The sequence below is a fragment of the Streptomyces tardus genome, from assembly GCF_018101125.2.
GTDB lineage: Bacteria > Actinomycetota > Actinomycetes > Streptomycetales > Streptomycetaceae > Streptomyces > Streptomyces tardus.
This window is the reverse complement of the sequence record NZ_JAELVF020000001.1, coordinates 3766408-3782901: the sequence shown is the minus strand read 5'-3', so window position 1 is coordinate 3782901 and position 16494 is coordinate 3766408. Positions and strand designations below refer to the sequence as shown.

The 16494-nt window shown below is 73.7% G+C and carries 16 protein-coding genes; 8 read left to right on the top strand and 8 right to left on the bottom strand.

Translation table 11 applies throughout. The features are described from left to right. Positions 1 to 3 precede the first annotated feature (3 nt). The 3 genes from JGS22_RS16150 to JGS22_RS27140 form a co-directional block, all read right to left on the bottom strand. Positions 4 to 837 (bottom strand): hypothetical protein, encoded by an 834-nt coding sequence (locus tag JGS22_RS16150; protein WP_211041916.1) that lies wholly within the window; start codon positions 835 to 837, stop codon positions 4 to 6. Positions 838 to 1083: 246 nt separating this feature from the next. Beyond that, positions 1084 to 1917 (bottom strand): VOC family protein, encoded by an 834-nt coding sequence (locus tag JGS22_RS16145; RefSeq protein WP_211041917.1) that lies wholly within the window; start codon positions 1915 to 1917, stop codon positions 1084 to 1086. Then, positions 1914 to 2414, bottom strand: a complete 501-nt coding sequence (locus JGS22_RS27140) for a DNA glycosylase AlkZ-like family protein (protein WP_211041918.1) — start codon at positions 2412 to 2414, stop codon at positions 1914 to 1916. The genes JGS22_RS16145 and JGS22_RS27140 overlap by 4 nt, the downstream gene beginning before the upstream one ends. Before the next feature lie 120 nt (positions 2415 to 2534). On the opposite strand from JGS22_RS27140, the gene JGS22_RS16135 reads away from it, so the two are divergent. The 4 genes from JGS22_RS16135 to JGS22_RS16120 all read left to right on the top strand — a co-directional run bounded on the left by JGS22_RS16135 (position 2535) and on the right by JGS22_RS16120 (position 8716). Then, complete coding sequence (locus tag JGS22_RS16135; protein ID WP_211041919.1) at positions 2535 to 3764, top strand: DUF1266 domain-containing protein; 1230 nt, start codon at positions 2535 to 2537, stop codon at positions 3762 to 3764. 348 nt (positions 3765 to 4112) lie between these two features. Next, positions 4113 to 6206, top strand: a complete 2094-nt coding sequence (locus tag JGS22_RS16130) for a S9 family peptidase (RefSeq protein WP_308405699.1) — start codon at positions 4113 to 4115, stop codon at positions 6204 to 6206. Positions 6207 to 6333: 127 nt separating this feature from the next. Then, complete coding sequence (locus tag JGS22_RS16125) at positions 6334 to 7704, top strand: DUF418 domain-containing protein (protein ID WP_372454261.1); 1371 nt, start codon at positions 6334 to 6336, stop codon at positions 7702 to 7704. A 187-nt stretch (positions 7705 to 7891) separates the two neighbouring features. Further along, complete coding sequence (locus JGS22_RS16120; RefSeq protein ID WP_211041921.1) at positions 7892 to 8716, top strand: alpha/beta fold hydrolase; 825 nt, start codon at positions 7892 to 7894, stop codon at positions 8714 to 8716. Between the two features lie 105 nt (positions 8717 to 8821). On the opposite strand, the gene JGS22_RS16115 is transcribed toward JGS22_RS16120, so the two are convergent. Genes JGS22_RS16115 through JGS22_RS16105 form a run of 3 tightly spaced genes read right to left on the bottom strand, consistent with a single transcriptional unit; the run spans position 8822 to position 11426 of the window. Then, positions 8822 to 9253 carry a protein-tyrosine phosphatase family protein gene (locus JGS22_RS16115; protein WP_211041922.1) on the bottom strand — a complete coding sequence of 144 codons (432 nt, stop codon included), beginning with the start codon at positions 9251 to 9253 and terminating at the stop codon, positions 8822 to 8824. Then, positions 9250 to 10131, bottom strand: coding sequence for an ATP-binding cassette domain-containing protein (locus JGS22_RS16110; protein ID WP_211041923.1), 882 nt, complete (start codon positions 10129 to 10131; stop codon positions 9250 to 9252). The genes JGS22_RS16115 and JGS22_RS16110 overlap by 4 nt, the downstream gene beginning before the upstream one ends. Next, positions 10128 to 11426, bottom strand: coding sequence for a hypothetical protein (locus JGS22_RS16105; protein ID WP_211041924.1), 1299 nt, complete (start codon positions 11424 to 11426; stop codon positions 10128 to 10130). Before JGS22_RS16105 ends, JGS22_RS16110 begins: the two co-directional genes overlap by 4 nt. A gap of 329 nt (positions 11427 to 11755) precedes the next feature. Here JGS22_RS16105 and JGS22_RS16100 point away from each other — a divergent pair, with 329 nt between their 5' ends. Further along, entirely contained in the window at positions 11756 to 12313 is a 558-nt protein-coding gene (locus JGS22_RS16100) for a GNAT family N-acetyltransferase (protein ID WP_211041925.1), read from the top strand. 205 nt (positions 12314 to 12518) lie between these two features. Continuing rightward, the gene (locus tag JGS22_RS16095; protein ID WP_211041926.1) at positions 12519 to 13694 is read left to right on the top strand and encodes a S8 family peptidase; all 1176 of its coding nucleotides are present in this window, start codon (positions 12519 to 12521) and stop codon (positions 13692 to 13694) included. A gap of 486 nt (positions 13695 to 14180) precedes the next feature. Here the strand turns inward: JGS22_RS16095 and JGS22_RS16090 are convergent, their stop codons facing one another. Together JGS22_RS16090 and cutA are read right to left on the bottom strand one after the other, a co-directional pair. Next, a complete protein-coding gene (locus tag JGS22_RS16090) occupies positions 14181 to 14663 on the bottom strand; it encodes a gamma-glutamylcyclotransferase family protein (RefSeq protein ID WP_308405698.1) in 483 nt (160 codons plus the stop codon). Next, positions 14660 to 14977, bottom strand: coding sequence for a divalent-cation tolerance protein CutA (gene cutA, locus JGS22_RS16085; protein WP_211041927.1), 318 nt, complete (start codon positions 14975 to 14977; stop codon positions 14660 to 14662). The genes JGS22_RS16090 and cutA overlap by 4 nt, the downstream gene beginning before the upstream one ends. Positions 14978 to 15090: 113 nt before the next feature. Here cutA and JGS22_RS16080 point away from each other — a divergent pair, with 113 nt between their 5' ends. Further along, on the top strand, positions 15091 to 15723 hold the full coding sequence (locus JGS22_RS16080; protein WP_308405697.1) for a SanA/YdcF family protein: 633 nt from the start codon (positions 15091 to 15093) through the stop codon (positions 15721 to 15723). A gap of 240 nt (positions 15724 to 15963) precedes the next feature. After that, positions 15964 to 16251, top strand: coding sequence for a nitroreductase/quinone reductase family protein (locus JGS22_RS16075; protein WP_211041928.1), 288 nt, complete (start codon positions 15964 to 15966; stop codon positions 16249 to 16251). The last annotated feature ends 243 nt before the right edge of the window (positions 16252 to 16494 follow it).

Here is a 16494-nt window from a genome sequence, read left to right as displayed (position 1 = left end):
GGGTCAGCTGAGCTTGGCGGTCTGGATACCGGTGACCGCCTCGGGGATGACGGCCTTCTCCGGCTGCATCAGGTTCATGGCGTAGAAGACGGCGACCGTGGAGTCGGTGCGGATCACGTTGAAGAGGATCGGCATCCGCCGGCCGTCCGCGTCGGCGTCGAGCTGGAAGGCGAGCACGTCGTCGGCTCCGTCGAGCTTGGGCTTGTTCAGCTCCTTGGCCGCCTTGTACGTGCCCATGCCCTCGTGGCCCTTGGCGGTGGTCTCGAAGCCGTCGGCGCAGTCCTTCAGGGCTTTGCGCAATCCGGACATCAGCTTGCCGGCGGAATCGCCGTCGTAGGCGGCGAGCGTCTGGAAGAGCACGAGTCCGCTCGGGTCCTCCTCGTCCGACTCGGCCATGATGTTGCGGTACACCGAGGCGGCCGGTTCCGGCTGGGGCGTACCGGCCATGAGGCCGCCCAGCGGTCGGCACTCGGCCTGCTTGGCCTTCTCGTCGCCCATCCCCTCCAGCTCGGACCGGGACGGGATCCGCACCTTGAAGCCCGGAACGTCGCCCTGCCCCAGCGCGTAGGAGCCCAGCTCCTCCTCCGACAGCTCGCCCTCGGCCGGACTCTTCGGCCAGCCCTCGGTGCTGCCCGGCTTCTGGGACGGACCTCCCTTGCCGGAGTCCTCACGGTCGCCGTTCTTGCCGCCGTCCCCGCTCTCCCCGGCGGACGGCCCGCCCTCGGAAGCGTCCTCGGAGCCGTCCGGGGAGCCCGAATCCCCTGAGCACGCCGTCGTCAGGCCCAGCGCCAACAGCGCCGCGGCGGCGGGCAGAAACCGGGCACGACCGAACTTCATGATCACTACGCTCCACGGGAGGCGGACGGAGGGCCGCTCGGCTCCTGCCGGCGGGCGGCCAGTCTGGCACGCGCCGCCATCCGTACGCGATGGCCTCCGGCGCCGGCCCCGGGCCTCTCCGCGCCTGCCCCACACGTCGTTCCTGCCCCATACGGCCGGCGGACGCCGGGCCGGGAGTGCGCCGCGCCCCGTGCGCCGGCACGGCTCCCGCCGCGCGACGCCGACATGCAGCGGGCAGGGTGTGCCTCAGCCGTCGGCGGCTGCGTCGGGTGCGGCCCCGGTATCGGGAGCGGGGGCAAGCACCACGAACTCCGCGCCGAACGGGTCGGCGACCACCGCCAGGCGTCCCACGCCCTCCGCCGTTTCCGGGCCCATCTGCAAGGTGCCGCCTGCCGAGGTGACGCGTTCGACGGAGTCGTCGCAGTCCTCGGTCGCGAAGACCGGGTGCCAGTAGGGCTTGCCGTTCCGCAGCTCCAACGCCTCCGGCGGCACCTCGACGACTCCGCCGTGCATCCGCTCCTCGGGCTGCCCCGCGGCAGTGACCAGCTCGTAGGCGCCCGCCGACTCCCCGGGCATCGGCACGTCCTGGCCCGTCCAGCCGAAGAGGCCGCGGTAGAAGTCGTCCGCTCTCGCGCGGTCGGTGGTCATCAGCTCCACCCAGCAGAGCGCGCCCGGCACGTCGGCCGTCTCGAAGCCCTTCCGGGCGCCCGGCTGGAAGACCGCGAACTCACCGCCCAGCGGATCCGTCGCCTGCGTCATCGTGCCCGCCCCTCCGGCGTCGAGCGGCGACACCCGCACCGTGCCGCCCAACTCCCGCACGGCGTCCGCGCAGGCCCGGGCGTCCGCGGCCATGAAATAGATCATCCAGGAGGATCTGGCGCCCTCCTCGCCGAGCGGGCCGAGGGCGCCCACCGCCCGGCCCTCGTGGCGGAACAGCCCGTAGCCCTGCTCGGCGTCCCCGGTGAGGGGCTCCAGCTCCCAACCGAAGACCGACCGGTAGAAGTCCGCCGCCGCTCTCCCGTCCGGAACGCCCAGGTCGATCCAGCAGGGAGCGCCGGGCACGAAGTCTGTGGTGATCATGGGATTCCTTTCGACGATCCCCGGGCCCACCTCAGCTTGGCACCGCCCACCGGCAGCCGCGCGTCGTGCCCGTACCGCCCCCGGAAGCCCGCCCCCTGGGCGTGCGGACCCACGGTGATCTCCCCGATGCGGAAGTCCAGTGCCGTCGCCTCCAGCGCGACCGCGACGCGTTCCGCCTGCTTCTCCACCGCGCTCCGTACGGAGCCGGGAAGCCGGCCAAGCGGCTCGACGGCCAGTTGCAGACGGCGGCCCGAACGGCGGTGGTGCCAGACTCCGGCGACCTCGCCGTCCACCAGCAGCACCGGATGGTTGCCGGCCTGGCCGCGGGCCAGTGCGCGGGTGGCCGCAGCGCCAGTGAGAGTTCGGCCGCGCTCAGAACCTGCGCGTGTGCCCCGCAGATCGCTCCGGCGACCGCGGCGACGTCCGAGGAACCGGTGCCCGGCTCGGCCTCCAGCAGCCGGTGCCTGCGCAGTCGGCGCGCGTTCACGGCCCGCCACGCCGACTCAGGGCCCTGCGGTGTCGCTTCCATCCGCGGAACTCTAGGCCGCCACCTGGCAGTTCGGGCCCTTCTGACTCCGCGGGTCGGCACTTGAGCGGGCCCGCTAGGCTCGATGCCCATGGGGTACGTCGACACCAGTGGCACACGGGTGCGCAACGGTCCTGACCGGGCCGCGCAGACCGTCATCGAGCGCAGACTGCACGAGGCCAAGGTCCGCGGGGACGTCGAGGGCTACCTACGCATCCTCGCCGGGACGCACCTCTACCACCTCGCCTCGAAGGACCACTTCAGAACGCACCCCGGCCGAGTCGGCTACGCGACCCCGCGCGACCCCGGGCACCACCGCGGGCGCCGGACCCTCTATGTCCGGACCCAGGGCGACCTGCCGGGGCGGCCCCGGGACCCCGACGAGGTCCAGCACCGGTTGCGCTTCGGCCAGCTGGTGGAGCGGGACAGCCACCAGGAGGACCTGGTGATCGAGGTCAACCCCGGTTCGGTGAGCGGGATGCGCTTCCCCTTCCGGGACCGCTCCCGCTTCGAGCGCATGCCGTGGGACCGCGCGCTGTGGGAGCAGATGGCCGACGAGGTGCCGCCGCCCTCGCACGGCGACGATCTGCTCCTCACCGACCGCAGCGGGCCGCTGCGCGGGGAGTTGGCGCACGGGCTGGCCTGCGGGGCCCATCTCGCCGTGCACCGCCGGGTCATCTGGAACCGCTTCGGCGACATCGACACGGGATACCTCACCGACCGCGAGACCCTCGAGCGGGACTGGGGCGTCACCAGCACCTCCGGGGGCAGGGAGCAGCTGCGCGCACTACTCGCCCACCGCAACAGCCCGGCAGCGCCGGAGATCGCCCTGAAGTGCCGGAACGCGCTGAGCGAGCGCGAGGGCGGCGGCGACGTCGACCCCGAGCGCTGGCGGGAGTTCGCCCAGGAGGTCGCGGACCGCAACGAACTCCCGCCGGGGCTGCGGAAGTTGATCGAGGACGCTGTCGAACGCGTACCGGTGTACGAGCAGCGCTTCCGCCAGGACGGGATGCTGCCGCCCGGCGGCTTCGTACGCACCCTCGCCGGCTACGACTACGGCCGCGCGGTCAACTTCGCCCGCTGGGTCGTCTCCGCGCGCTACTTCGAGCCGGAGGACCTGGTCGGCACCGCGTCGACGGTCGGTGGCCTGGTGCAGCAGGCGTACGACTCCTGGGAGGACTTCTCGGCCGGCTACACGCTGGGGCGCGTACTGCGGTTCGACGACGGGAGGTTCGGCCACTGGTACGAGTCCGCCCTGATACCTCACCGGTTGCTCGTACAGGACCCGGAGAGCCCCTGGCGGACCATCCCGTTCCGCTGAGCGCCGCCCCCGCCGCTCCCGTACCGGTACCCGTCGCCGCGCGCTTACCGGTACCGCCCCGGCGCGGGGCGCGGGGCGCGCATGAGAGAATGCCGCAGCGGTATCGCGCAACGTCCCGCCGGTGTACGCGGGTTCCGGGCTCCAGACGACATGTTCTGGAGCCTTTTGTCGTGTTCGGGGCCGCGCCCGTCGCGACCGGCCCCGCTCCCGCACGCCGGTGCCGCAACCGCATCCCGGTGGCGCCGGGGGCACTTCACCTCCCGTGCCCGGCGCCCGTACCCCCGCGTCCCGCCGTCCCCGTCCCACCCGTTCACACTTCACACCTCTCGCCCCCGTCAGGAGCCTGCCGTGTCCGAGCCCACCGAACTCTCCGCGTTCCCCGACCTGTTCGGCCGCACCCGGCGTTTCTCGCTGGGAGCGCCGCACTCGGTCACCGTCTCGCCCGACGGCGACCGGGTGCTCTTTCTGCGCTCCGCCGGCGCCACCGATCCGCGCACCGCGCTGTGGTGCCAGTACCTCGACGGGAGCGAACAGGCGCTCACCGCGCCGGAGGTGGGCGCCTACGCGACCGACCGCGCGGTGGAACGGGTCGCGTTCAGCGCCGGCGACACCCTGTGGACGTTCCGTCTCGACGACGGGGAAGCGCCGCGCAGGCTGCCCACCCCGGTGGGTGTGGCGGTGCACGATCCGCTGCCGTCGCCCGACGGCGGCCAAGTGGCGTACCTGTCCGCCGGCGGAGTCCGCCTGACCCGCAGTGACGGAACCGGCGACCGAGTGCTCGCCGATTCCCCGGACCCACAGGTCACCCACGGGCACACCGACCACACCGCGCACGAGTCCATCGGTCGGCACCGCGCGTACTGGTGGTCGCCCGACAGCCGCAGGCTGCTGGTCGCCCGGGTGGACCTCACCCCGGTCGCCCGCCACCACCTGCACGACCCGACCCACCCCGGACGAGCGCCGCGTGTGCTGCCCTATCCGGCCACCGGTACCGCCAACTCCCTCACCACGCTGGACCTTTGGGATCTGGACGGCGGCCGGGTGCCGGTGGCTCTGCCCGCCGAGGTACCGGCCGGGGAGGCGCCGGAGGGTTCCTGGGGCCGCGCCCTGGAGTACCTGGTGAACGTGGACTGGTCGGGCGAGGCCCCGCTGGTCGCGGTGCAGTCGCGGGACCAGCAGACCCTGTGGCTGCTGCGCGTCGATCCGGAAAGCGGCACGTGCGCGGTGCTGGACCGGGTGAGCGATCCGTACTGGGTCGAGCCGGTGCCGGGCCTGCCGTGCCGCACCGCCTCCGGCGCACCGGTGTTCCAGGCGGTCCGCGGCGATGTGACGACGCTGCGGGTCCGCGGATCGTACGGGCCGCCGGATCTGCAGGTGCGCGAGGTGCTCGGCACCATCGGGGAGCGGGTGCTGTTCAGCGCCACCGACCCGGCCGAGCCGAGCTCGACCCACGTCTGGTTCCTGGACACCGCCGCCGGTCCGGACGCGGCGCCCTCCCGGCTCAGCCGGGAGCCCGGCGTCCACTTCGGAACGGTCGGCGGCCCGACCCACGTCCTGGACAGCCTCACCGCCCGCGGCCCCGTCGTCGGCGTCCACCGACGGCACCGTCCCGCGTCGGCACTGCGGTCGGTGGCGGCCGGCATCCCGATGGCTGCGAGCCCCCGGATGCTCACCCTCGGCCGCCGCGCGCTGCGTGCGCGACTGCACCTCCCCGCCCGGTACGGTCCCGACACCGGACCGCTTCCGGTACTGCTCGCCCCGTACGGCGGGCCGGGCATGCAGATCGTCACGCACGCGACCGGCGACCGCGGGCCCGCGGTGTGCCAGTGGTACGCGGAGCACGGTTTCGCCGTCCTCAGCGTCGACGGGCGCGGCACTCCCGGGCGCGGCCTGGAGTGGCTGCGCGCCATCCACGGCGACCGGCTGACGCCCGTGCTGGAGGACCAGATCGACGCGCTGCACGCCGCCGCCGACCTGCTCCCGGGCACCCTCGACCTGGACCGGGTGGGGATCTACGGCTGGTCCTTCGGCGGCTACCTCGCCGCGGGCGCCGTACTGCACCACCCCGAGACCTTCCACGTCGCCGTCGCCGGCGCGCCGCCCACCGACCACCGGCTGTACGACACGTACTGGAACGAGCGCCATCTCCGCCACCCCGCGCTGCACCCCGAGGGGTACGCCCGCAGCGATCTGATCCCCCACGCCCACCGGCTCGTCCGGCCGCTGATGCTGATCCACGGGCTCGCCGACGACAACGTCCTGCCGGTGCACACCCTGCGACTCTCCGCCGCGCTCCAGGCAGCGGGCCGGCCGCACACAGTGCATCTGCTGCCCGAGACCGCGCACCACCCGGGCACCCCGGAGCTGGCCGCTGACCTGCTGCGGCTCCAACTCTCCTTCCTCACCGGGCACTTGCGCCCTGCCGGGGCCGAGGAGCGGTGACGGCTCGGGAGGTCGCCACCGTCCTCCTGCGGTGCCGACCTCCCGAACCGCGCTGCATCTTTCGTCGTACGGCGAAGTCGTCGCAGCTCAGGACGTACACCGCGGCCTGTCGCCGGACGATGGAGACATGACCGACTCCCCCGCCGACCCCGCCCGGCGAGCCACGGGACCGACCGCTGTCGAACCGTCCGACGCCGAAGCCCCCGCCGAAGCGTCCGCAGCCGACACCGCCGCCGCCTGCCGCCACGACACCCGGACGCCCGACACCCGGGCGTCCGGCTCCGAAGCATCCGGCTCCGAGGCGTCCGGCTCCGAGGTGTCCGGCTCCGAGGCGTCCGGCAGCGGGGCGCCCGGCACCGGGCGGCGGCGGATCGCGATGCTGGACGTACTGCGCGGCGTCGCCATCCTCGGCACCCTGATGACCAACATCTGGATCTTCACCACTCCGGGCGGCGAGTGGGGAGTGCTCACCGGTGAGGTGGGCGAGCAGCGCTACGGCAGCCTCTCCGAGTCCGTCTCGACCGTCTTCCAACTCCTCGCCAACGGCAAGGGGTTGGCGATGCTGACCATCCTCTTCGGGGTCGGGCTCGCCATCCAGTACGACTCGGCGGCCCGCCACGGCAGACCGTGGCCCGGACGCTACCGCCTGCGCGCGCTCTTCCTCTTCGCCGAGGGAACGGTGCACTTCGTCCTCGTCTTCGCCTGGGACGTGCTGATGGGGTACGCGGTGGTCTCGTTGCTGGTCGCCTGGCTGCTGACCCGCGGCGAACGCAGCCGTCGCCGCGCGCAGCGGTGGGCGGCCGGTCTCCATCTGCTGCTGATGACGCTCCTGACCGCCGCGCTGGTGACAGGCGACGACTCCGCAGGCTCCGACAGCTCGACCTCCCCCGAGATCGTCGACCTCTACGCCCACGGCAGCTACCTCGATCAGGTCCTCTTCCGGCTGGAGAACGCCCTCGCCCTGCGCGCCGAACCCCTGCTCTCCTTCGGCCTGTTGCTCTTCCTCTTCCTCCTCGGAGTGCGCCTGCACCGCGCGGGCGCGTTCGGGTCCGACGAGACCGGCCGACGGCTGCGCACCCGAATGACGGCCTGGGGGCTGGGACTCGGTGTCCCGCTGTCGGCGCTCGCCGCGGCGGGCGGCACCGACCTCGTCCTCGTCAACCGCTACGTCACCGCGCCCCTGGTGGCCGTCGGCTACCTCGGGCTGATCGGCATCCTCGTCGAACGCACCCGCCGCCCCGGCCCGTTGACCGCCGGACTCACGGCGGTCGGTCGTACCGCGCTGAGCTGCTACGTACTCCAGAACGTGCTCTGCGCCCTCCTCGCGTACGGCTTCGGCGCGGGCCTGGCCGCCCGGTTCGCCGACAGCGGTCCCTGGTGGGTGATGGGCCTGTGGGCCGCCGTCTGCCTGGTACTGGTCGTCTTCGCCGTGCTCTGGCTGCGCCGCCACGACCACGGTCCCCTGGAGGCCCTGCAACGCCGCGCCCTGCGCCGCTGATTCGGGCAGACGGGCTCGGTCCGTCTTCAGCGCCGGCGCCTTCGCTGCCCTCCCCGCCGCCGTCCCCGCTGCCGTGCGCGGCGACTCGCTCGGCCTCCGCCGCCCCTGCTGCCCTGCCCTTCCCGGCCGACGGTCGGTCGCGGGCAGGGGCGTTCACCGGGCGCGGGCGCCGCATAGGCTGGCGGGCATGGCAGCGGAATCCAGCGTGAACGGTGCAACTCTCCACCACCAGCTGTACGGGCCGCAGGAGGGCCCGCCGGTACTCCTCGTGCACGGCCACCCCTTCGACCACACGCTCTGGGAGCCGCAGGCCCGCGCGCTCTCCGGTGCCGGGTACCGGGTGATCGTGCCCGATCTGCGCGGATACGGGCGCAGCGCGCTGCCGGCCGGCGCGGAACGCACTTGCCTCTCGGACTTCGCCGACGATCTGGTGGCGCTGCTGGACCGGCTTCGGGTGTCGGACGCGGTGGTGGGCGGGGTCTCCATGGGCGGCCAGATCGCCATGGACCTCGCCGTCCGACACCCGGACCGTGTACGGGCGTTGGTGCTCTCCGACACTTCGCCGGTCGCCGAGTCCGAGGACGGGAAAACCTTCCGCAACCGTCTGGCCGACCGCCTGCTGGCGGAGGGTATGGCCGGTTTCGCGCAGGAGGTGATCGACCGCATGATCGCGCCGTACAACGTCACGGACCAGCCGGAGGTGGCGGCGCACGTACTGCGGATGATGCGCGGCACGGACCCCCGGGCAGCGGCGGCGGCGCTGCGCGGCCGGGCCGAACGACCCGACTACCGCGAGGGGTTGGCCGCGCTGGAGGTACCGGTTCTGGTCGCGGTCGGCGCCGACGACGGGTACACCCCGGTCGCGGACGCCCGCGCACTGCACGAGCTGCTGCGCCGCGCCTCGCTCTCGGTGATCGAGCACGCGGGCCATCTGCCCGGCCTGGAACAGCCGGACGCCTTCAACGTCGCGCTGCTGTCCTTCCTCGACTCCGTGGCGCCGACCGCGCGTTGAACGCGCCGAAACCGGCGAGAGCCAACCGCCGGGAAGCGAACAGCAAGCCAACCGGACGGGAAGCGAAGAGCCGGGAAGCCGACGGGACGACGGTGGTGGCGGGCGTCAGCCGAAGCGGGTGACGAAGCGGCGCTGCCACGGCGTCTCGACGGCGCGCGGGCGGTACTCACGCCGTACGTACGCCACCGCACGGTCGCCCGGCACCCCGTCGAGGACGGCGAGGCAGGCCAGCGCGGTGCCGGTGCGGCCGAAGCCGCCGCCACAGGCGATCTCCACCCGCTGGTGCGCGGACCGCTCCAACAGATCGGCGAGCGCGACGGCGAACTCCGGCCTGTCCGTGGGCAGCCGGAAGTCGGGCCACCGGACCCACTCCCCCGGCCAGTCGAACTCCGGTGGGCGTCGCCCCTGGAGGTAGAGCCCGAACTCCGGGAGAGGGCCGGGCGGCAGCGGGGCGCGCAGCCCTCGGCCGCGCACCAGCCTCCCCGAGGGCAGCTCCATGACCCCGGTGGCGTCCGCCGCCCAACTCGTTTCGCTCATCGGGCGGTTCCCTCCGCGCCATCCGCCCCGGAGCCCTGTACGCCATCCGGTCCGGCGTCACCCCGTTCGGAGCCCCGTTCGGAGCCCCGTTCGGAGTCCCGTCCGGAGCCCCGCCCGGAGCCCAGTACGGCGGCCAGGGCGGCGGCGGGCGCCCGGCCGCGTGCGGTCCCCTCCGGGGCCCGGGAGAGGAAGTCCTCGGCGGTGCCGCTGTACAGCGGCGCGCTCTCGTCCTGGTCGGTGTCCAGCACCGTGACCGTGTCGACGGTGTCCGCTGCACCGTCGGTCGCCAGGGCCGGCAGCGTGGCCGGGTCGGCGGTGGCGAGGAGCACCCGCAGATCGCCCTCGTCGACCAGTTCGCGGAGCACGTCCTGGAAGACCTCCCGGTGGTGGAGGTGGAGTCCGGCGGTCGGCTCGTCCAGCAGGAGCACGCGGGCACCGTGGACCAGGCCGGTGGCCGACCCGAGGAGGGCGAGGCCGTCCGGTGCGAGACGGCTGGTCCTGCTGCCCGCGTACTCGGTGAGCCGTACGCGTTCGAGCGCCCGGCCCGCGGCCTGCCACGCCTTGCCGCGGCGCATGCCCTTGAGCCAGCCGACATAGGCGACGAACTCGCGTGCGGTCAGCCCGGTCATCGGCATCACGCCGTCCGGCATCCAGCCGACCGCGCGCCGGTAGGAGTGGCTGCCGGCGGGCTCGCCGTCGAGGGCGACGGTGCCGGAGTCGGGGGTGAGCTCCGAGGCGGCAATCCCCAACAGTGTGCTCTTGCCCGCCCCTTCGGGGCCGAGCAGCAGCGTGAGGCCGTCCGGCAGCTCGTAGTGGAAGTCCCGCAGCACTGGTACGCCACCGTGGGCGTGGCCGCAGGCGCTCAGCACGAGGGTCATCGGTCGCCTCCGCCCACCGTGCAGGCCTGGGTGAGAGTGGTGCGGTACCAGCGCTTCTGGTCCTCGGCGGACTGGCCCAGCACGGTGCCGAGCGAACCCGCGACCTCCTCGCGCCGGGCGGAGTCGAGATGCGGGTCCTCGGCCAGGACCCGGGCGAAGGACTCCGACTGGTCGGCCCTGTCCGCGGCCCAGCCCAGTGCCAGACGCCGGCTCATCGGGTCGGGTTCGGCGCAGGGGAAGCGCACGGCGGCGCGGACGACCTGGTAGCCGAGGTCGCCGCGGCGCTCTGCGTCGGTGAGCGGAAGCTCCCAGCGGGAGCCGGACACCTTCGTTCCGTCGCCGCGTCCGAGGCTGTCGTGGACGGCGGTCGCACCGTGGTCGACGCCGGCCCTGTCCAACTTCCCGAGTGTGCCGACGACTTGGGCCCGTACGTCCGGCAGCGCGTCGGCGGTCACCTCGGGCATGCAGACGCGGGGGTCCTGTCCGGCACAGCGCACCGGGATGTCGACGTGCGCGACGGGCGGGTCCGCGCCCCAGTCCTTGACGAGCGCGTACGCGCCGCCCAGCCCGGCCGCGGCGACGGCGGCCACCAGGCCCACCCGGAGCGCCGGGCCGAGGCGCGGCGGCAGACGGCGCACCGGGAGCCACAGCAGCGCGATCGCGAGGGCGAACGCGCAGGTGGGCAGCGCGTGGGCGGCCATCGAGGACCAGCCGGCGACCTCGCCGAACTCCGGGATGTAGGGGTAGCGCCCGACCAGGTGCCGCCACCAGTTGACCTGGAGCGCGACCGCTGTGGCGACCAACAGGAAGACGACCACGGCCAGTACCGGCGCCGCGATCACGTCGGGCAGCCGCAGGCCGACCGCGAAGCCGATGACGGCGTACGCGGCGCAGACCAGCAGCCCGACCGCCAGCGGGCGCAGACTCGCCGCGGTGGGCGCGACGCCCTGCTGCACCAGCGCGATCAGCACCGGCAGCGTCAGCATGAGCCAGCCGAGCAGCACCGCCGGCCACAGTCCGTCCAGGGCGATGCGCGGCCGGGAGCGGTTGGGCGTCAGCCGCCAGACCGGCACCCGGCTGAGCCGGTTGCCCTCCCAGGCGCCGAGGGCGGCCGTCAGCGCGTAGGCGAACGCGTACATCGGGGAGAGCGGCCCCGCCACCAGCGTGGGCGCGTACCCGTACGAGGCGGCGGCCGGTTCCGCGCTCACCGTGTGGTGGACGAGGAGCGTCAGCGCCACCGCGAGGGGCGCGGCCCACAGCGCGCTGTGGGCTCGCAGCCGGGTACGAAGTCTCACCGTCTCACCAGTTCAGCTGCCGGGTTCGGCGCACCCGGGTCCGGGCCGCCGGGGAACGGGACGACCGGTCGGCGTACGGGCGTCCGGAATCCGAACCACCCTAACGAACCGGCCGGGGTCCGGCGGACGGCACCTCGGCGGAGGGCCGGCGGGGCGGTCCGCCGCACCGGCCCGGGGCCGGAGCGCTCGGTGGGCGCCGGGACCGGCGCGGTAGCCTGCTTCCCGCGGTGAGAGCGTGCCGCCACCACGCCCGCGCCCGCCGCCCAGTCGGCCCGGTCCGGGCGCGTCAGGCCGCCGGAGCAGTCGGCGGCCCGTACCCGAGGAGCCCGATGTACGCGATCACCGTCGGCGACCAGGGCGAGGAACTGCGCCCGCTGGAGCCCTGGCACGCCGCGCAGTTCCTGGCGCACATCGACCGGGGCCGCGAACTCATCGGCCGGCATGTGCGAATGGCCGACTCCGTCCCCGATCTGGCCGCCTCGCGTGCCCTGTTGCAGCGTTTCGCGGAGAAGGCGGCGGCCGACACCGGGCGCATCTTCGGCATCTGGCGCGGCGAGGAGGTGGTGGGCGGGGTGCTCTTCCCGATGCTCGACGCCGAGCACGGCCTCGCGGAGGCGGGCTGCTGGCTGGAGCCCTCGGCGGTGGGCCGGGGGCTGGTCACCCGCGCCTGCCGCGTCATCATCGACTGGGCGGTCGAGGAGCGCGGCATCCAGCGCGTGGAGTGGATCGTGCCCAGCGAGAACGCCCCCAGCATCGCCGTCGCGCGACGGCTGGGCATGACCTGCGAGGGGACCCGGCGCAGCGCGGCCGTTCACCGCGGTGTGCGCCAGGACCTCCAGACCTGGTCCGTGCTGGCCGACGAGTGGCGGGCCGCGCGCGAGCGGTGACGCGCAACCGCCGTCGGCGGCCCGGCGCGGCGGCCGTTCATGCGCGCCGGAGCGCCCGCCCGTACGGCGCCGCGGTGCCCAACTCCCGGGCACCGTACGGGCGGAGTGCGTTCACCGCTCACACGAGCTGGGGAATCGGCACCGCTGGTGTCATGCTCATGGAGGCTTGTTCGCGCACCTTGATCGACGCGAGAGGACCCCTCACATGGCAGCAGGGAAACGGGCACACAGACGCACGCTGACGACCGCGGTCGTCACGGCGCTGGGAGCACTGAGCCTGGGCTTCACCACGGCACCCGCGCAAGAGGCACCGCAGCCGGCGAGCAGCGGCTACATCGTGGTGCTCCACGACGGCGAACTCAGCACCGCCACCGACTCGGCGCGCACCGTGCGCGGTCACGGCGCACGGATCGAGACCACCTACCGCACCGCCCTCAACGGGTACGCGGTGCGGGCGACTTCGGCCCAGGCCGCGAAGCTGGCCGCCGACCCGGCCGTGCGCACCGTCGTACCGGACACCGAGGTCGAGGCGCACGCCGTGCAGGACGACGCGCCCTGGCACCTGGACCGGCTGGACGACGGAAACGGCCCCTCCGACGGCGCCTACGAGTACCCGGACTCCGCGGGCGAGGGCGTGACCGCATACGTGCTGGACACCGGAGTGCGCATCACCCACCAGGAGTTCGGCGGCCGGGCGAGCTACGGCTACGACGCGGTCGGCGACGGCGACCAGGCCCCGGACGACAACGGCCACGGCACCCACGTCGCCGGCATCATCGCCGGCGAGAAGTACGGCGTGGCGAAGAAAGCCGAGGTCAAGGCCGTACGAGTGCTGGACGGCAACGGTGCGGGCACCGTGTCGGACGTCATCGAGGGCATCGACTGGGTCAGCGCCAACGCGCAGAAGCCGGCGGTCGCCGTGATGAGTTTGGGCGGTTCGGCGAACCAGGCGCTTGACGAGGCGGTGCGCAACTCCATCGCGTCCGGCGTGACGTACTCGGTCGCCGCCGGCGGATCGGCGGCCGACGCGGGCAACTTCTCGCCCGCCCGGGTCGAGGAGGCGCTGACCGTCAGCTCCACGGGAGCCGACGACAACCGGGCCGGCTTCGCCAACTACGGCTCGGTCGTCGACCTCTTCGCCCCGGGAGTGGACATCACCGCGGCCTGGAACACCTCCGACACCGCGCTCAACACCCTTTCGGGCACGTCGAGTTCGGCGGCGATCGTGGCCGGGCTGGTCGCAGTGGAGCTGGGCGAGACCGGCGACAACGCGCCGGCGGCCGTGGCCGAGGCGCTGAAGTCGTACGCGGCCGAGGACGCCGTCGGTTCGCCGGGAACGGGCACACCGAACCTGCTGGCCCAGGTCAGGCCGGTCGGCTGACCCTCCCGGCAGCCCGGCTCGACCTCGGCGGCCGTCCGGATCGGCGACGACCCGGACGGCCGCCGAGCCTGCCGTCGCGGCCGAGGCACGCCTGAGGAAGCAGCGCCCCGGGGGCGGCTCCGCCGGCAGCCGTGCGCCCGCAGCCCAGACCCGGATCCGGCCCGGTCCGCAAGCCCAGCCCAGCCCAGCCGCAAACCCAGCCCAGCCGCAAACCCCAGCCCCGGATGCGGAGCCCAGCCCCGAAGTCCGCTCCCGGAGCCCCGCGTTCAGGGCCCGGCACCAGGCCCGCTACCGGCAGGGCCCGGCCCGCAGCCCGCCCCAGGGCCCTCCGGGTCCAGGCCCTCCGCCTCCAGGGCCCTTCCGGTGCCGGTGTCGCGCGAATCCGGTGCCGTGCGAATTCGGTGCCGTGCGAATTCGGTGCCGTGCGCTCGGGGAGTCGGCTCGGCGGCAGCCGTGCGCCGAGGCCCGCCCGCGCGGAGGCCGGGATCAGCGGGACCGAACGGCGGGGTCGGCGGAATCGCGCACCCAGTCGCCGCTCGGGATCGGGGTGCCGGTCGTCCGCAGCCGGCCGGCAAGCGGATCGGCGGCGAGGTAGACCCAGGCGCGTGCGGCGCCGCCCGTGTCGAGGGTGACCTCGGTGGCGATCCGTGTGTAGACGTTGTCCGCGCCTCCCGGTGAGTAGTCCTCCAACCGGTCGAGCACGGCGAGGACTTCGGCGTAGTGGGCGCGCTGGGGCAGCACCAGTTCGCCCCGCACCGTACGGGCGGGGTCGACCCCGGCGACCGCGTACGGATAGCCGGGACCCTCGTACAGCATCAGGCCGGCCAGGCTCGCGGGCTCCTCGGAGGCGGTGCGTCCGCGCAGCGCCCACTCGTAGTGGCGCTGGCCCGGGCGCAGGGTGCCGTAGAGGAAGAAGGGGAGTCTCGGCCCGTCCTCGGGTGCGGTGTGCGGATGGGGCAGGGCGGTCACGCGGTCTCCTCCCGCACCCAGCGCAGATAGTCCTCGCTGCCGTGGGTGACCGGCGAGGCGATGATTTCCGGCACGTCGTAGGGGTGTTCGCGCCTGAGGTGCGCCTCCAGTTCCGGGTAGCGCGCGGCTGTCGTCTTCAGCAGCACCTGCCATTCCGGCTCGGCCTCGATGGCGCCCTCCCACCGGTACACCGAGGTCACGGGCCCGTTCACCTGCGCGCAGGCGGCGAGCCGGGCGTCGACGGCGGACCGGGCGAGGGCGGCGGCACCGTCCGCGCTGTCGGCGGTGGTCAGTACGGTCAGGATGTCGCTCATACCCGCACGCTAGCCCGCGACGCCGGTGCGGAAACGGGCGAACCGGCAACCGACGGACGGCCGTCGGCGTCTGTGCCGGTGTGAAGCGAGCGCGCAGCCCCTGGAGCACGGCCGTGAAACGGCGCGCCGTACAACTGACGATGGTGTTCGCGGTGCTGGCGCTGCTGCCCGCGACCTGGGTGCGGCTGAGCACGGAGGGGAAGCACAGCGAGCCGGGCGAGGCGCCGGTCGCACCGGTTGCCGTGGTCTTCGGCGCCGGCCTGTGGGACGAGGAGCCGTCCCCGCACCTGGCCCAACGACTGGACACCGCCGCACAGTTGTACACCGCAGGCAGGGTGCGCGCGCTGCTGGTGACCGGCGACAACAGCCGCGAGGAGTACGACGAGCCCGGCGCGATGCGCCGCTACCTGCTCGGACGCGGGGTGCCGGCGGACCGGATCGTCGCCGACCACGCGGGGTTCGACACCTGGGACTCCTGCACCCGTGCCAAGCGGATCTTCGGGGTGGACCGCGCGCTGGTGGTCAGCCAGGGTTTCCACGTCCCTCGCGCGGTCGCACTGTGCAGAGCGGCCGGGGTGGACGCACACGGCGTACGGGCTGCCGAGCCCCCGGGCGGCGGCCGATACGTGGACCGGGCACGCGAGTTGGCGGCGGCGGTGAAGGCCGGGTTCGAAGCGGCCCTCACCCCCGATCCGCGCTTCCTCGGTCCGCGCGAGCAGGGTGTGAGCCGAGCGCTGCGGGACTGAGTGCACACTTCGGGTTCCACCCCGCGTCCGGGCTGCTGCAAATGTCACGGGTGGTGTTTAGGCTCGCCGTATGAACCGGCACGAAGCGATGTCATTCAACAGCCAGGTCGTCGACCGCTTCCGGGCCCAGCAGGGTTCTGGGCCGCTCGGTGACGATCTGCCGTTCAACGCCGACGCGTTGCTGCTGCTCACCCACGCGGGAGCGCGTACCGACACGGTGCGCACCTCCCGCTGGGCTTCATGGACCTGGGCGGCGGACGGCTCTTCGTCGTCGCCTCCGCGATGGGCTCCCCGCGCCACCCCGACTGGTACCACAACGTGGTCGCGCACCCCGGAGTGACGGTGGAGATCGGCGACGAGCGCTTCCCCGCGGAGGCGGTGCCGGCCTCGGAAGAGGAGTACGAGGAGCTGTTCGCGCAGGCGTTGGAGCAGTGGCCGTTCCTCGCCGACCACCGGGAGCGCGCCGAACGGCGCCTACCGCTGGTGGAGTTGCGCCCGCTGCCGGACCCGGCAGCGGGCGACGCATAGCCCACACGCAGCGCAGACGCGGGCGCCTACGCAGGCAGACTCACTCAGACGCAGACCGACGCAGCGCAGAACCACACGCGCCACCGCTGCTGTCGGGCCGCCGGAGACGATCCGGACGGCCCGACAGCAGCGGTGGCGGCGGCGACTCCAGTGGCTCGGTGTGGGCCCCGCCGCCGAACCGGAGTGTGCACTGTCCGCGTCTCTGAGCCGCGGGGCGACAGCACCCGCTCAGGGCAGGAACCG

What these genes read in the sequence shown, in the direction of transcription:
- JGS22_RS16150 (WP_211041916.1), bottom strand. Translation starts at nt 837, where the DNA reads ATGAAGTTCGGTCGTGCCCGGTTTCTGCCCGCCGCCGCGGCGCTGTTG.
- JGS22_RS16145 (WP_211041917.1), bottom strand. Translation starts at nt 1,917, where the DNA reads ATGATCACCACAGACTTCGTGCCCGGCGCTCCCTGCTGGATCGACCTG.
- JGS22_RS16135 (WP_211041919.1), top strand. Translation starts at nt 2,535, where the DNA reads ATGGGGTACGTCGACACCAGTGGCACACGGGTGCGCAACGGTCCTGAC.
- JGS22_RS16125 (WP_372454261.1), top strand. Translation starts at nt 6,334, where the DNA reads ATGACCGACTCCCCCGCCGACCCCGCCCGGCGAGCCACGGGACCGACC.
- JGS22_RS16120 (WP_211041921.1), top strand. Translation starts at nt 7,892, where the DNA reads ATGGCAGCGGAATCCAGCGTGAACGGTGCAACTCTCCACCACCAGCTG.
- JGS22_RS16115 (WP_211041922.1), bottom strand. Translation starts at nt 9,253, where the DNA reads ATGAGCGAAACGAGTTGGGCGGCGGACGCCACCGGGGTCATGGAGCTG.
- JGS22_RS16110 (WP_211041923.1), bottom strand. Translation starts at nt 10,131, where the DNA reads ATGACCCTCGTGCTGAGCGCCTGCGGCCACGCCCACGGTGGCGTACCA.
- JGS22_RS16100 (WP_211041925.1), top strand. Translation starts at nt 11,756, where the DNA reads ATGTACGCGATCACCGTCGGCGACCAGGGCGAGGAACTGCGCCCGCTG.
- JGS22_RS16095 (WP_211041926.1), top strand. Translation starts at nt 12,519, where the DNA reads ATGGCAGCAGGGAAACGGGCACACAGACGCACGCTGACGACCGCGGTC.
- cutA (WP_211041927.1), bottom strand. Translation starts at nt 14,977, where the DNA reads ATGAGCGACATCCTGACCGTACTGACCACCGCCGACAGCGCGGACGGT.
- JGS22_RS16075 (WP_211041928.1), top strand. Translation starts at nt 15,964, where the DNA reads ATGGACCTGGGCGGCGGACGGCTCTTCGTCGTCGCCTCCGCGATGGGC.